Source organism: Pseudorhizobium xiangyangii (genome assembly GCF_020531965.1).
Lineage (GTDB): Bacteria > Pseudomonadota > Alphaproteobacteria > Rhizobiales > Rhizobiaceae > Neorhizobium > Neorhizobium xiangyangii.
This window is the reverse complement of the sequence record NZ_JAJAWH010000009.1, coordinates 112,277-126,532: the sequence shown is the minus strand read 5'-3', so window position 1 is coordinate 126,532 and position 14,256 is coordinate 112,277. Positions and strand designations below refer to the sequence as shown.

The window sequence follows — 14,256 nt, the reverse complement described above, 5'->3', positions numbered from 1 at the left end:
CGCCTTGCTACGCGCTCACTGTCTTCCGGAAGATCGCCCGTACCGCTTTCGACAACCGCTTGACCTCACCTTCCAGCGTGCGGATGTCCGGGCAGTCACCCGCCCGGCAGACACGCTCCACAAGGCCCGCCGGCGCTTCCTTCGGATCGAACGGGCCATCGATGCAAAGCCGGATGATCTGCGAGAGTTCGGTGAACAGGCGCAAGGCCTCGATCAAACTATCGACATCGCTAGGAGGCATCATCTCCGGTCCGAGAGCCTTCAGTACCTCGCCAGTGCTCATGGACGTGGCGGTACAGGCAGGTCCCTTCCCGGGCACAACCAGACGCAGATATTGGGCAATGAACTCGATATCGACCAGTCCGCCGGGAATGAGCTTCAAGTCCCATATGTCGCGAGGCGGTTTTTCCTGCTCTATGAGGTCGCGCATCTCCTTGACGTCGGCGGCGATCTTGCGGACGTCGGGGGGACGAGACAAGACCTCCGAGATTACTGCCCCCGCTTCCTTCGCAAGGCTCGCATCGCCGCAGACCAGACGCGCGCGCGTCAGGGCCATGTGCTCCCAGGTCCAGGCTTCTTCCTGCTGATATTTGCGGAATGCCTTGATGCGGGTCGCAACCGGCCCCTTGTTGCCGGACGGCCTCAGCCGCATGTCCACCTCGAAGAGTACACCTTCCGACATCGGAGCCGAAAGGGCGGCAATCAGGCGCTGCGTCAGCCGCGTGAAATAGCGGGTGCTGTCGATGGGCTTTTCCCCATCCGACTCGAAGGCATCGTCGTCATGGTCGTAGAGCAGGATGAGGTCGACGTCGGAGGCCGCCGTGAGTTCGAAACTGCCGAGCTTGCCCATGCCCATCAAAGCCACCCTGCCGCCGGGATAGCGTCCGTGGGTCGCCTCGATCTCCCGCACCACGGCTTCAAGCGCCTGCTCGATCAGGAGATCGGCAAGGTCGGTGAAGGCGTGGCCGGCCTGCATGCCGTTGATCGCGCCGGTCAGCAGTCTTATGCCGATCAGGAAGCGCTGCTCGGCTGCGAATATGCGCAGCCTGTCCAGCAACTCTTCATAGTGGCGCGCGGCGGTCAGGAAGGTCCTGAGCCGCTCGGACAGGTAGTCGCGCGTCGGCAGCTCCGACATCAGCCCCGGATCGAGCATGCCGTCGAAGACATGCGGACGCGAGGCGATGATGTCCGCCAATCGTGGCGCCGCCGACATCACCGTCACGATCAGGGAGAGGAGTGCCGGATTGTTGCCGATCAGCGAGAAGAGCTGGATGCCGGCGGGAAGCCCTGACAGGAAACTGTCGAAGCGCAGCAGCGCTTCGTCGGCCCGGCTGCTTTCGCCGAAAGCCCTCAGGAGGTCAGGTGTCAGTTCGGTCAGCCGCTCGCGTGCCTCTACCGATTGTGTCGCGCGATACCGGCCATAGTGCCAGGTGCGGATCACCCGTGAAATGTCGGCGGGTCGCTGGAAGCCCAGCATGGCCAATGTTTTCAGGGTGCCGGGATCGTCCTGCTGGCCCGTGAAGACCAGATTGCCCTCTACACCGGAAAGCTTCGCCTCCTGTTCGAAAAGGCGCGCGTAACGCTTCTCGACTGTGCGCAGCGTCGCCTCGACCTTGGCGGAAAACGATCCCGTGTCCGCAAACCCGAGCATGAAGGCGATGCGCTTCAGTTCCGCCTCGGTTTCAGGCAGGCTGTGCGTCTGCTCGTCCCGCACCATCTGGATGCGGTGCTCCACATCGCGCAGGAACCAGTAGGCGTCCGTCAGCTCCGCCGCGATCTCCGGCCTGATCCAGTTCGCCTCCGCAAGCGCTGCAAGCGCCGTCTCCGTTTGGCGGGCTCGCAGCGGCGGCATCCGTCCGCCGGCGATCAGTTGCTGCGTCTGCGCGAAGAATTCGATCTCGCGTATGCCACCGCGGCCAAGCTTGACGTCGTGGCCTTTCACGGCGATGTCGCCATGACCCTTGTGCACGTGGATCTGCCGCTTGATGGAGTGGATGTCTGCAATCGCCGCGTAGTCGAGGTACTTGCGAAAAACGAAGGGCACGAGCTGACGCAGGAAATCCTCGCCGGCCGCAAGGTCTCCAGCCATGGCGCGCGCCTTTATGAACGCCGCCCGCTCCCAGTTCTGGCCGCGGCTCTCATAGTAGAGCAGCCCCGCTTCCACCCGCACGGCAAGCGGCGTCGAACCGGGGTCGGGCCTGAGCCTCAGATCGGTGCGGAAGACATAGCCGTCGGCCGTGCGTTCCTGGAGGATGCGCACGAGGCGCCGCATCATGCGGGCGTAGATCTCGGAGCCATCCATCGGATCCGGCAGTATCCCGCTCTCGGGATCGAAGAACACGACGATGTCGATGTCGGAGGAATAGTTGAGCTCGTAGCCACCCAGCTTGCCCATGCCGAGAACGATGAGGCCGGAACCCTCGCTCGGGTTTTCGGGATTCTTTAGCCGCATCTTGCCGCTGTCATGCGCCGCAAGCAGCAGATGATCGATGGTCGCGGCAGTCGCCGCATCCGCCATGAGCGTCAGGTAGCGGGTGGTATCGCGTGCGGTGAAGAGGCGGCCCAGGTCGCCCAGAGCCACGAGGAAGGCGGCATTCCGCTTCATCGTCCGCAGGCAGGTCATGACATCCGCTTCGGAGGGCGTATTGCCATCACGCGGCCGCCAGCAATCGCGGCTCGTGCCGATCATCCGCTCCAGCGCCGCCTCCAGCGGCTCCGAGACGGCAGTGGCAACCAGTTGCGGCGAGATCACTGCCGTGTCTCGCAGATAAGGTGACAAGGAGAGCGCCGCGATCAGGAACTGCTTCAGCGCGCCGTCGTCCGCCATCGCATCTGCGACCACGGGCTCCTGCTTGGCGATGTCCTTGAGGACCGCCGTGACGGCCTTCGCTTCGGTCTGGTTAAGCGGCCGGATTACATCCGCGCCAACGTCTATCAGTCTTGTTTTCGTAATCGCCACAGTCTCCTCCCTGCTGCTTCCCTTCTTTAGGGCTTCAGCACGGGGAATACCATCGTGGCGGTCAACCCGGGAGAATTCTCCCGGTCGGGATGCGTTGCCGACAGCACCAGCGATCCGCCGTGCAGTTCCATCACCGCCTCGACCAGCGACAAGCCCAGGCCGGTCCCCGGCTTCGAGCGGCTGGCATCGAGGCGCACGAAACGCTTCGTCACCTCGCCGCGCTTCTCCGGCGGAACACCCGGTCCGTTGTCGCAGACGGCAAGCCGCACTTCGTCGGCGTCCACGCTCAGAACGACCTGCACATCCGGCTCCCCCTCACTTTCGGATGCATACTTGATCGCATTGTCGAGGAGGTTGAAGATTGCCTGACCGATGAGTTCCCTGTTGCCCTTTACCTTCACCTCCGGCGCGATCGAGGTCCCGAGCGAAAGACCCGCCTCCTCCGCCACTGGCTCGTAGAGCTCGCAACTGTCAGCGGAAATCGCAGAGAGATCGACTTCGCTCATTTCGGCGACGATGGAACCTGCCTCGACGCGGGAGATCATCAGCAGCGCGTTGAAGGTTCTGATCAACTGATCGGACTCGCCGATGATGCCTTCGAGCGCTGCCCGCCGGGTCTCGACATTGTCCTCGCTCAAGGCATCGGCCGCCTTGTTCCGCAGCCGCGTCAGCGGTGTCTTCAAGTCATGGGCGATATTGTCTGAAACCTGCCGTAGTCCTTCGTTGAGTTTCTGGATGCGTCCAAGCATGGCGTTCAGCGATTCCGACAGCCGGTCGAATTCGTCGCCTGATCGGCCGACAGGCAAGCGCTGCGACAGGTCACCAGCCATGATCTTCTGGCTCGCCGCGGACATCCGGTCGATGCGTTTGAGGGCATTGCGGCCGATACCGAACCAGATGAACAAGGCACCGACGCCCATGATGGTCAGCGCCACCATCAACGCCCGGCGAACTATGCCCCGGAAACGGCCAGGCTCGCCCAGGTCGCGGCCGATCATCACGCGAAGGCCATTCTCCATGAACAGCACGTTGGCGATCGCCAGGTGTCGGCGGGCGGGACCGGATTCGGAATAGGGTTGATAGGTGAAGGGAAGACGGGTCCAGCCCTCGTTGCCCAGCACGCCCGGTTCGACGGATGCGACGTTGCCGGCGACGATCTCGCCGGTCGGTCCTGCCACGACGTAGAGATTGGCGCCCGGCTGGCGCGCCCGGCGCTCCATCATCCGCAGCATGCCGTTCAGGCCATTGCGCTCATAGACGCGCTGCACATCGGCCACCTCTTCCACGAGGTTGTCGCGCGTCTGCTGCACCAGGATGCGCTCCGACATCGCGGTCACATAGAAAACCAGAAAGGCGGCGCAGATGGCAAAGAGCAGGATATAGAGGCCCGACAGCCGCACGGCGGTCGATCGGAACATCAGGCGAAGCCGGGTCAGCACGCGATCACGCCTCGTCCTTGATCATGTAGCCCGCACCGCGGATCGTCTTCAGAAGCGGCCTGTCGAAATCCTTCTCGATCTTCGACCTCAGGCGCGAGACATGCACATCGATTACATTCGTCTGCGGGTCGAAGTGATAGTCCCAGACGTTTTCCAACAGCATGGTGCGGGTCACCACCTGGCCGGCGTTCTTCATCAGGTATTCGAGCAACCGGAACTCGCGTGGCTGCAGGAGAACCTCCTTGCCGGCGCGCTTTACCTCGTGGGACAGCCGGTCAAGCTCCAGATCGCCGACCCTGTATGCCATGTCCTGTTCCGGCGTCCCCTTGCGGCGGCCGAGAACCTCGACACGGGCAAGCAGTTCGGAAAAGGCGTAGGGCTTCGGCAGGTAGTCGTCGCCGCCGGCCCGCAGGCCCGTGACGCGGTCATCGACCTGACCCAGCGCCGAGAGAATCAGAACCGGCGTGTTGACGCCACGCTTTCGCAATTCGCTGATGACGGAAAGCCCGTCGCGACGTGGCAGCATCCGGTCAATCACCATGACATCGTAGCTGTTCTCGCTGCCCATGAAGAGGCCGCTGTCGCCATCGCTCGCATGGTCGACAACGATGCCGGCCTCGCGAAAGGCTTTGGTCATATAGGCCGCAGCCTCGAGGTCGTCTTCAATCACCAGAATCTTCATGTGCGGCACAATAGCGTGCGGCGACTGTTTTGCACCATCGGATTCGATAACCTCGGCTTCGCGGGTGGACGTTGCCATCGCACGGCTCCTTCAATGCGAATGAAAAAGGGGCACCGGCCGTTGCCGGCGGCGCCCCTTAGTTAGGCTGACTGAAAGGATCAGCCCTCGTTGATCGGCAGCGCCACGAAGCGGCTACCGCGATCCGACTCTACCTGGAAGAGCGCACGGGTGCGGCCATCCTTGCGAGCCTGTTCGACCACAGAGTCGATGTCGCTGGCCTTCTCGACCCGCTTGTTGTTGACCGAGACAATCTTCTCGCCGACGCGCAGACCGCGTGCCGCCGCTTCGGAGTCAGGGTCCACTTCGACCACCGAAAGGCCGGCCCCGTCTTCAGCCGGAGTAACGGTGATGCCGAGGTTTGCCAGCGCCTGTTCGGTCGACGGAGCTGGTGCATCCGGCTCCTTGGTTTCGGCGGCCTTGGTTTCTTCGCTTGCGAGGTTGCCCAGCGTCACCTCGAGTGTCTGGGCTTTGCCATCTCTCCAGACCGAGAGCTCGACCTTGGTATCGGGGACAAATGCAGCGACCTTTCTTGCGAGATCGCGTGCATCCTTGATCGGATCACCGTTCAGGGCGGTGATCACGTCACCTTCCTCGATACCTGCCTTCGCGCCAGGAGAACCTTCCTGAGGCGCAACGACCAGTGCACCCTGCGGCTCGGACAGGCCAAGCGAATCGGCGATGTCCTTGTTGACCGGCTGGATCTGGACGCCGAGCCAACCGCGCTCGACCTTGCCGTCCTCCATCAGGTTCTTGACGACGTCGCTGGCGACAGACGCGGGAATAGCGAACGCGATGCCGACGCTGCCGCCCGACGGCGAGAAGATCGCCGTGTTGATGCCGATGACCTCGCCTTCAAGGTTGAAGGCAGGACCGCCGGAGTTACCGCGGTTCACGGCTGCGTCGATCTGGATGTAGTCGTCGTACGGGCCGGAGCCGATATCGCGGCCACGTGCCGAGATGATGCCGGCGGTCACCGAGCCGCCAAGACCGAACGGATTGCCGACGGCGACGACCCAATCGCCGACGCGCACCTTGGTGTCGTCTGCGAAGTTGACATAGGTGAACTCACGGTTGGCATCGACCTTCAGCACGGCGAGGTCGGTGCGGCTGTCCTTGCCGATCAGCTTGGCGTCGAGTTCAGTGCCGTCATCGAGCACGACGGTATATGCAGCACCGTCAGCGACGACGTGGTTGTTGGTGACGAGATAGCCGTCCTCGGAAATGAAGAAGCCTGAACCCTGGGAGGTCGGGCGCATGCGGTGCGGACGATTGTCGGAACCGCCGCGTCCACGCTCTGCGCGATCGCTGTCGCCGCGACCTTCCGGTCCGCCGAACTCGCGGAAGAAGCGCTTGAGCGGATGGTCGTCAGGGAGATCATCGAAGCCCTGGCCGCCGAAATTGAACGAGAAATTGCCGTTGTCACTGGCTGGCTGCGCCTCGGATTGAACGCGCACCGATACGACTGCGGGCGAAACGGCCGAAACGACGTCCGCAAAGCTTGGAGCCTGCGGCGCCTGGACTTTCACCGGATCGGCAAAGGATTCAACGACCTTGGCCGGGATCCCGGTCGACAGCATCACCGCGGCAAGGCCTGCGACCGTCGAGGTCTTCAGCACTGTCTTCAGCGAGGGCCGTCCAAAGTTGGTGTTGCGCATGTGAGTACCTTCTTCTCTTCACTCAGGTTGTATCCGGGAATGCCCGGAAGACGGTGGATGTGAAGAGATATAGGGAGGCTCACCTTAACTGCAGGTGTCGGACGCATGAAATCTTGGTAATGTTCCGGAAGGCGTTTAGCGTTTGTCGAGCAGCTCGTTGATACGCGCCTGTTCCTCCGGCGTCAGTGCCGCCGGCGCCCGCGCCTGAAGCCTTCCCCGCGCCATGAGCAGCAGTATCAGCCCACCGATCAGCAGCAGTGCTGCCGGCGCGCCCCACAACAGAAGCGTACGGGCCGAAAAACGCGGCTTCAGCAGGACGAATTCGCCGTAACGCGAAACGACGTAATCGATCACCTGTTCGTCCGTATCGCCGTCCGTCAGCCGCTCGCGAACGAGGATGCGCAGGTCGCGCGCCAATTCCGCGTTCGAATCGTCGATCGACTGGTTCTGGCAGACCATGCAGCGCAGCTGTGCCGACAGGCCGCGGGCACGCTCTTCAAGACGCGGATCGGCAAGGATCTCGTCCGGATTGACCGCCAACGCCGGAAGGGGCGTGAGGAAGATGAGCAGCGCGACGAAAAGCTTCGCAAGGCTCGACCCTCTCCCCTCATCCGGCTGCCGCCACCCTCTGCTCGCCCGTGGGGAGAGGGTCAGGGTGCGGGGCAATCTCCTTGAGGCACACATCACTCCGCCGCCTCCAGCTTGGGTGCCTTGGCCGGCTTCGCCTTGCGCGTCGGGGCACCCACCCGCAGGCGGCGATCCGACAGCGATATGAAGCCGCCGATCATCATGATCACGCAGCCGCCCCAGATGCAGAGGATAAAGGGCTTCCACCAGATACGCACCACCATGCCGCCGCCAGCAATCGGATCGCCGAGCGAAACATAGAGCTGGCTGAAGCCGAACGTGACGATCCCGGCTTCCGTCGTCGGCATGCCCCGCGCCGTATAGATCCGCTTGGACGACCATGTATCGGCAACGGCGACGCCGCCCTTGCTGATCGTGAAGTGCCCCTGCTCCTCCGTGAAATTGGGGCCGATCGATTCGCGCATGCCGTCGAAGACGAGCGAATAACCGCCAGCTTCGGCAGTCATGCCCTGTTTCATCTCGATGACCGACTCCGTCTCGAACGTCGTTACCATGACGACGCCAAGGACCGTCACGCCGATCCCGAAATGAGCGAATGCCGTGCCGAAGGTGGATCGGGGCAAGCCGACCAGCCGCCGCCAGGCCACATTGAACGGCAGCTTGCTGAAATTCGCGCGGTGCCAGAGGTCGGCGAGTGCGCCGAACATGGCCCAGAAGCCGATGATCAAACCGAATGCGGCCATCACCGGTCCGCCATTCTGGATGTAGTAGAGGCCGAATCCGGCAACGAGCGCCAGTCCCGCCGCCACATAGAGCCGCTGCATCGCGCCCAGGAGGTCACCGCGCTTCCATGCCAGCATCGGGCCGAAAGGCACGGCGAACAGCAGCGGGATCATCAACAGGCCGAAGGTCATGTCGAAGAACGGCGCACCGACGGAAATCTTCTCGCCGGTCAGCGTCTCCAGCACGAGCGGATAGAGCGTGCCGATCAGCACCGTCGCGGTCGCCACGGTGAGAATCAGATTGTTGAGGACCAGCGCTCCCTCGCGCGAGATCGGAGCGAAAAGACCACCGGCCTTCAGCATTGGCGCGCGCCAGGCGAAGAGGGCGAACGCGCCGCCGACGAAAAGCATCAGGATCACCAGGATGAAGATCCCGCGGGTCGGGTCCGTGGCGAAGGCATGAACCGATGTCAGCACGCCGGATCGGACGAGGAAGGTGCCGAGCAGCGACAACGAGAACGTCATGATCGCCAGCAGTACCGTCCAGATCTTCAGCGCCTCGCGCTTTTCCATGACGAGTGCCGAATGAAGCAGCGCGGTGCCAGCCAGCCAGGGCATGAAGGAGGCGTTCTCGACCGGGTCCCAGAACCACCAGCCGCCCCAGCCGAGCTCGTAATAGGCCCAGTAGGAACCCATGGCGATGCCTGCGGTCAGGAAAGTCCAGGCGGCAAGCGTCCATGGTCGCACCCAGCGCGCCCAGGCGGCATCGATGCGGCCGTCGATCAGCGCCGCCACCGCAAACGAGAAGCAGACGGAAAAGCCGACATAGCCCAGATAAAGGAGCGGCGGATGCACTGCCAGCCCAAGGTCCTGAAGCACGGGATTGAGGTCCTGCCCTTCGGCTGGTGCCGGGCTCAGACGCGCGAAGGGATTGGAGGTCAGCAGGATGAACAGCGTGAAGGCGGTGGTGATCCAGGACTGAACCACGATCACATTGGCGCGCAGGCTATCCGGCAGGTTCCGGCCGAACACTGCCACCAGAGCGCTGAAGAAGACCAGGATCAGCAACCAAAGCAGCATGGAGCCTTCGTGATTGCCCCAAACGCCCGAGTACTTGTAGATCAACGGCATCATCGAGTGCGAGTTCTCCCAAACGTTCTTGAGAGAAAAATCCGAGACGACATAGGCCCAGGTCAGCGCCGCAAACGAAATCAGCACCAGCAGGAAGGTCATTATTGCGCCCACGGGCGCCAGCGCCATCATTGCCATGTCGTTGCGGCGCGCACCGATCAGCGGCACGATGGAAAGGATCAGAGACGTCGCAAGCGCCAGGACGAGCGTGTAGTGGCCGATCTCGATTATCATTGGGTCGCCGCCTCTTCTCCGTGCTGCCACATACCCTTTTCCTTCAGGCCGTCAGCAACTTCCTTCGGCATGTAGTTCTCGTCGTGCTTGGCGAGCACGGTATCGGCCACGAAGCCGCGCGTGGCTGCGTCGAAGGCGCCCTCGGTCACGACGCCCTGCCCTTCCCGGAACAGGTCCGGCAGGATTCCGGTGTAGCTGACCGGAACCGTCTCGGAACCATCGGTCACCGAGAACGTCACGGTGGAGCCCTCGCCGCGCTTCACGGATCCTTCGGCCACCAACCCTCCGAGCCGGATTCGCGTGCCCGGCGAAACCTCCGTCTTCGCCAGGTCGGACGGCATGAAGAAGTAGGCAACAGACTGGCTGAGAGCGAACATGACGAGAAGCACTGCGGCGAGGATGAAGCTCATACCACCGGCGATGATCGCGAGCCGCTTCTGTTTGCGTGTCATTGGGTCACTCCTTCGGCAGCGATGCCGATTTCGCGCGCCAGCGCGATCAATTGCCGTCCTTCGTCACCCTCGGCGGGGAAGGTCTTCAGCCCTGTTTTAAGCGCTTCCGCGGCTTTTTCTTTGTCGCCTAGCACGGAATAGGACCGGACGAGCCGCAACCAGCCCTCCAGATTGTTCGGATCGCCCTCCAGGCGCGCAGCAAGACTTTCCACCATGCCGCGGATCATGTCCTGCCGGTCGCCCTCGGGCATATCCTCGGCAGCGGCCATATCGTCGGATGTCGGTCCGCCGGGCGCTGCGTTCGTTGTCGCCTGGGGTGTCCCACCGGTCGAAGCGATATGCTGCTGGACCAGTTCCATCCAGGGAGCGTCAGAGGGCGAATCCTTGGCGATCGCCTCGAAGGCTGCACGAGCCTCGTCGCGACGCCCCGACTGTTCCAGGCCTAGAGCGACATAGAAACGGGCACGCGGGTTGCCGGGCTCCAGGCGAACGCTCTCCTCGAACGCGAGCCTCGCATCCTCCGTCACGATCCCGTCGGTGCCCGCAACGAGCGTTTCGCCCAGGCCGGAAAGCCGCTCTGGACTAGGCCCCAGAAAGCGGATCGCATTGCGGTATGCAAGCTCCGCATCCGCAAGCCGCATCGATCTGAAGTAGATTGGAGCAAGCAGGTCCCAGCCGGCCCCGTCCTTGGGGTTCTCCGCGAGGTGCCGTTCCGCCTTGGCGACCAGAAGCGCCATGTTGTTTCCGGGGTTGGCAAGCCGCGCTTCCAGCGGCTGGTCGGGCAGTTGCGGGCTGCCGAGCAGAAGGTAGAGCGAGAGGCCGACGGCCGGGACGAGAGCGGTCATCACCGCGCCGGTCGCGGTTAATCCCCCGCGGGGGGCGGGACAGTCTGCATCCTTGTCGGCGTCGCCCGCGACGGCAATCAGGCGACGGCCGATCTCGGCCTTCGCATACTCCGCATCCTGCGCCGAAATCAGGCCGAGGCCGCGGTCGCGCTCGAGTTCCGTCAGCTGATCGCGATAGACGGCGATCTCGCCGGCACGGTCATCGACCGCCGGCCTGGAGCCGCGCGCAAGGGTGACGAGGAAGACTGCAGCAACGGCAGCCGTCAGAATGGCGAGAATGATCCACAAAAACATAATGGTCCAATTACTTGAACCGACCTGTAATTCCAACTGCCAAGCCGGTGATGACGCGGATTTGAGGCGTTTGGCCGCAATCTCTAGGCTCCATTTGTGCCGTTCTGACGACTTCAGCCATGACTTAGGTCAAATCTGTCAGACGAGCGGCGTCCACGTGCCGTCCTTGTTGCGGCATGCTGCGCCCCGCGCCTTAAGCTCGCGCCCGTCGCTCGTGACCGTATGCGTATACTGTCGGCAGTTCTGCGAGCCCACCTGATAGGGGGCGGCGGCAATCACCTGTCCGCTGACGCCCCTGCCGTTCCAGGCGACCGGCTGGCCGCCGGGCGCGGCTTCCAGCGCCCTGTATTCCGCTTCCAGTGCACGCGACCGATCGCTGTTGCTGATCTCGACGCCGCTGCGACTGACGATCCCGCCCTGCAAGGCCGCGATGTAGGACGCCGACGCCGAAGGCCGCGCGGAGAGAAGACCTCCGCTGCCGGCGCCATCGGTTGTCGTGCAGCCTGCGAGAGCAAGCGCTAGCAACATCGACGGAACAGCAAGATAGATACGGTTTGGCTTCATCTGTTCAGCACCGGTTGGAAACGCTCTCATTGCGCAATGATCCTGCATGCCGATGTTTCGACAACGCATTGATTGGATATGGATCGTTTGCCTTCATCAGGCAACATCCTTTGTCACCGAAGGCAAGAGAAGTGTTGCACGAAGCCCACCCTTCGCACCGCGCTCGAGATTTACGGTGCCCTGGTACTCGCCGGCAATCTCGCGAACGATCGACAGGCCGAGCCCGGCCCCTGGGCGGCTCTCGTCCAGCCGCCGCCCCCGTTTCATCGCCTCGCGAACCTGCTCCGGATCCAGCCCCGGCCCGTCGTCCTCGACCGAAACCTGGAGCCAGGTACGGCGCGCGCCTTCGGTCACTTCGGGCGGGCGCGGATCGGTCGTGGCGGCGGCAGCGATCCAGACACCCGTCCGGGAAAAGCGGGCCGCGTTTTCGAGCAGATTGCCGATCGTTTCCTCGACATCCTGCTGTTCCATGGCAAACACCGTGCCCGGTGCAACGGAAAGATGGAATTCCATGTCGGGGTTGAGGCGTCGCATCACCCGCACCAACCGCTCCAGAACCGGCTCCGCTTCGGTGCGGACCAGCACCGATTCCCGCTGTGCCGCAATGCGTGCCCGATTGAGATAGGAGTGCACCTGCGCCTGCATCGCCTCCGCCTGCGACTGGATCAGTTCCTGGTGTCCCTTGTCCAGCGTCCGCGCCTCGTTGATCAGCACCGCGAGCGGCGTCTTCAGCGAATGGGCGAGATTGCCCACCTGCATGCGGGCCCGGTCGACGATGCGCCGGTTGCTCTCGATCAGCGCATTGATTTCGTTGACCAGCGGCAGGACTTCGCGCGGAAACTCGCCTTCCAGGCGCTCCGCCTGCCCGCGCCTGATTTTTTCCAGTGCGCGGCGAGCACGGTCCAGGGGCCGCAGGCCGAAGAGGATAGCGCCGCCGTTGACGATGAGGCTGCCGAGCCCGAACACGGCCAGCGCGATATAGAGGCTTCGGTCGAAGATACGGATATCCTCTTCCATCACGTCGAGATTGCCGGCAACGCGGAAACGGGCAGCCCTTCCCTCACCATCGAGCACGACTTCCGTCTCCGCCACCAGAACGTTGTTTCCGAACGGATCCGTAAGCGGGTAGAAGCGCTCGTAGCGGTTGTTGAAGGGCACGCTGAGGATGGAGGGAACGGCGATCTTGGAAACGCCGAGGGAGGAGGAGGAAAGAGGCGACGCGGCAAACGTGCCGAGCGGCTCGATGATCCAGTACCAGCCGGTCTCCGGCTGCGAATAACGCAGGTCGCCGAGCTGCGGATTACCGACGAGGTTGTTGTCCTCGCCGATCGAAACCGAATTGATGACGTTGTAAAGCTGCGCGCGCAGGAGGTCGGTAAAGGAGCGTTCGGCCGATTGCCGGTACAGCGTCGAGATGACGAGCGCGATCACCACCAGCGCGATCCCCGACCACAGCGTGGCCAGTAGCAGAACGCGTGCCGTTAGCGATCTAGGCCCGGCCATCATCGTCAGCTGGCGTCGTTGGGCGATTGCATCCTGTAGCCGAGGCCGCGCACCGTCTCGATCAGGTCGACCCCGAGCTTCTTCCTCAGCCGCCCGACGAACACCTCGATCGTATTGGAGTCACGGTCGAAATCTTGGTCGTACATGTGCTCGACCAGTTCCGTGCGGGAAACGACCTGCCCCATGTGATGCATGAGGTAGGAAAGCAGCCGGAATTCATGGGAGGTGAGCTTGAGCGTCGAGCCGTCTACCGTGGCCTTCGATGCCTTGGTGTCCAGCCGCACGGGGCCGCAGACGATCTCGGACGAGGCATGACCCGCGGCGCGGCGGATCAGTGCCCTCACCCGTGCCAGCACTTCTTCCACGTGGAATGGTTTGGCGACATAGTCGTCTGCACCGGCATCGATGCCGGCCACCTTGTCGCTCCAGCGGTCGCGGGCCGTCAGCATGAGCACTGGCATGCTCTTGCCCTCCTCGCGCCATTTCTCGACGACGGTTATCCCGTCGATCACCGGCAGGCCGATATCGAGGATGACGGCGTCGTAAGGCTCCGTCTCTCCCAGGAAATGTCCTTCTTCGCCATCGAAGGCCTGGTCTACGACGTATCCCGCCTCCTTCAAGGCGTCCGACAGCTGCCGGTTGAGATTGACGTCGTCTTCGACTACCAGAATGCGCATTTCATGCCCCACCGTTCTCGGCGACCCTGTGATCGCCTTATCCGCCTTACATCGGCACCCGCACTGTTACCTTGCGCGGCCGCTCGCTGCCATCCCCTTGTACAAGGACAGTGACGATGCAGGTCTGGCCGTCCGAAGCCGGCTGGGCAGAGAGCAATTGACCACCCGTCTCGCTCACGACGCGGGCCGCAGCGGCGCCGCAATCGGCTGCAGCCAGGATCAAATAATCCGTGGCTGCCGCGGGTTTGAAGGCTGTCAGACCGGCAAGGCCGGCGATCATTATCGCAGGGATTGGCAGTCTTGCCATCGTTGAACTAATCCATCTCCAGAACGGATCGAACAGATCCAAAGTATGTGATGGATTATGTAACCGACAACGTCTGAATGCCAAATGAATGGTCCGGCAACGGGTTGGGAGGCGCTAACCGTGTAACCCGTAGATCCGGGATAC

Annotated in this window: 12 protein-coding genes; all 12 read right to left on the bottom strand. The window is 62.9% G+C overall.

From position 1 onward, the window contains the following. Positions 1–7 precede the first annotated feature (7 nt). The 12 genes from LH464_RS10205 to LH464_RS10150 all read right to left on the bottom strand — a co-directional run bounded on the left by LH464_RS10205 (position 8) and on the right by LH464_RS10150 (position 14,112). Positions 8–2,959, bottom strand: a complete 2,952-nt coding sequence (locus LH464_RS10205) for a bifunctional [glutamine synthetase] adenylyltransferase/[glutamine synthetase]-adenylyl-L-tyrosine phosphorylase (RefSeq protein ID WP_226786266.1) — start codon at positions 2,957–2,959, stop codon at positions 8–10. A gap of 26 nt (positions 2,960–2,985) precedes the next feature. Then, the gene (locus tag LH464_RS10200) at positions 2,986–4,395 is read right to left on the bottom strand and encodes a sensor histidine kinase (protein WP_226786346.1); all 1,410 of its coding nucleotides are present in this window, start codon (positions 4,393–4,395) and stop codon (positions 2,986–2,988) included. 7 nt (positions 4,396–4,402) lie between these two features. Further along, positions 4,403–5,158: a response regulator transcription factor gene (locus LH464_RS10195; protein WP_315859618.1), complete on the bottom strand. Its 756-nt coding sequence runs from the start codon at positions 5,156–5,158 to the stop codon at positions 4,403–4,405. An 80-nt stretch (positions 5,159–5,238) separates the two neighbouring features. After that, the gene (locus tag LH464_RS10190; RefSeq protein WP_226786265.1) at positions 5,239–6,795 is read right to left on the bottom strand and encodes a Do family serine endopeptidase; all 1,557 of its coding nucleotides are present in this window, start codon (positions 6,793–6,795) and stop codon (positions 5,239–5,241) included. Positions 6,796–6,930: 135 nt separating this feature from the next. Continuing rightward, positions 6,931–7,365, bottom strand: coding sequence for a cytochrome c-type biogenesis protein (locus LH464_RS10185; RefSeq protein WP_226786344.1), 435 nt, complete (start codon positions 7,363–7,365; stop codon positions 6,931–6,933). A 113-nt stretch (positions 7,366–7,478) separates the two neighbouring features. Next, a complete protein-coding gene (locus LH464_RS10180; protein ID WP_226786264.1) occupies positions 7,479–9,470 on the bottom strand; it encodes a heme lyase CcmF/NrfE family subunit in 1,992 nt (663 codons plus the stop codon). Further along, positions 9,467–9,922, bottom strand: a complete 456-nt coding sequence (ccmE, locus tag LH464_RS10175; RefSeq protein WP_226786263.1) for a cytochrome c maturation protein CcmE — start codon at positions 9,920–9,922, stop codon at positions 9,467–9,469. Before ccmE ends, LH464_RS10180 begins: the two co-directional genes overlap by 4 nt. After that, on the bottom strand, positions 9,919–11,061 hold the full coding sequence (gene ccmI / locus LH464_RS10170) for a c-type cytochrome biogenesis protein CcmI (RefSeq protein WP_226786262.1): 1,143 nt from the start codon (positions 11,059–11,061) through the stop codon (positions 9,919–9,921). The genes ccmE and ccmI overlap by 4 nt, the downstream gene beginning before the upstream one ends. Positions 11,062–11,199: 138 nt before the next feature. After that, the gene (locus tag LH464_RS10165) at positions 11,200–11,625 is read right to left on the bottom strand and encodes a hypothetical protein (RefSeq protein WP_226786343.1); all 426 of its coding nucleotides are present in this window, start codon (positions 11,623–11,625) and stop codon (positions 11,200–11,202) included. 96 nt (positions 11,626–11,721) lie between these two features. Next, complete coding sequence (locus LH464_RS10160) at positions 11,722–13,128, bottom strand: ATP-binding protein (RefSeq protein WP_226786261.1); 1,407 nt, start codon at positions 13,126–13,128, stop codon at positions 11,722–11,724. A gap of 5 nt (positions 13,129–13,133) precedes the next feature. Then, complete coding sequence (locus LH464_RS10155; RefSeq protein WP_226786260.1) at positions 13,134–13,805, bottom strand: response regulator transcription factor; 672 nt, start codon at positions 13,803–13,805, stop codon at positions 13,134–13,136. Positions 13,806–13,851: 46 nt separating this feature from the next. Further along, complete coding sequence (locus tag LH464_RS10150) at positions 13,852–14,112, bottom strand: hypothetical protein (RefSeq protein ID WP_390624962.1); 261 nt, start codon at positions 14,110–14,112, stop codon at positions 13,852–13,854. Positions 14,113–14,256 lie beyond the last annotated feature (144 nt).

Coding starts and splice junctions, on each gene's coding strand:
- LH464_RS10180 (WP_226786264.1), bottom strand. CDS start 9,470: ATGATAATCGAGATCGGCCACTACACGCTCGTCCTGGCGCTTGCGACG.
- LH464_RS10165 (WP_226786343.1), bottom strand. CDS start 11,625: ATGAAGCCAAACCGTATCTATCTTGCTGTTCCGTCGATGTTGCTAGCG.
- LH464_RS10195 (WP_315859618.1), bottom strand. CDS start 5,158: ATGGCAACGTCCACCCGCGAAGCCGAGGTTATCGAATCCGATGGTGCA.
- ccmE (WP_226786263.1), bottom strand. CDS start 9,922: ATGACACGCAAACAGAAGCGGCTCGCGATCATCGCCGGTGGTATGAGC.
- LH464_RS10190 (WP_226786265.1), bottom strand. CDS start 6,795: ATGCGCAACACCAACTTTGGACGGCCCTCGCTGAAGACAGTGCTGAAG.
- ccmI (WP_226786262.1), bottom strand. CDS start 11,061: ATGTTTTTGTGGATCATTCTCGCCATTCTGACGGCTGCCGTTGCTGCA.
- LH464_RS10160 (WP_226786261.1), bottom strand. CDS start 13,128: ATGGCCGGGCCTAGATCGCTAACGGCACGCGTTCTGCTACTGGCCACG.
- LH464_RS10150 (WP_390624962.1), bottom strand. CDS start 14,112: ATGGCAAGACTGCCAATCCCTGCGATAATGATCGCCGGCCTTGCCGGT.
- LH464_RS10155 (WP_226786260.1), bottom strand. CDS start 13,805: ATGCGCATTCTGGTAGTCGAAGACGACGTCAATCTCAACCGGCAGCTG.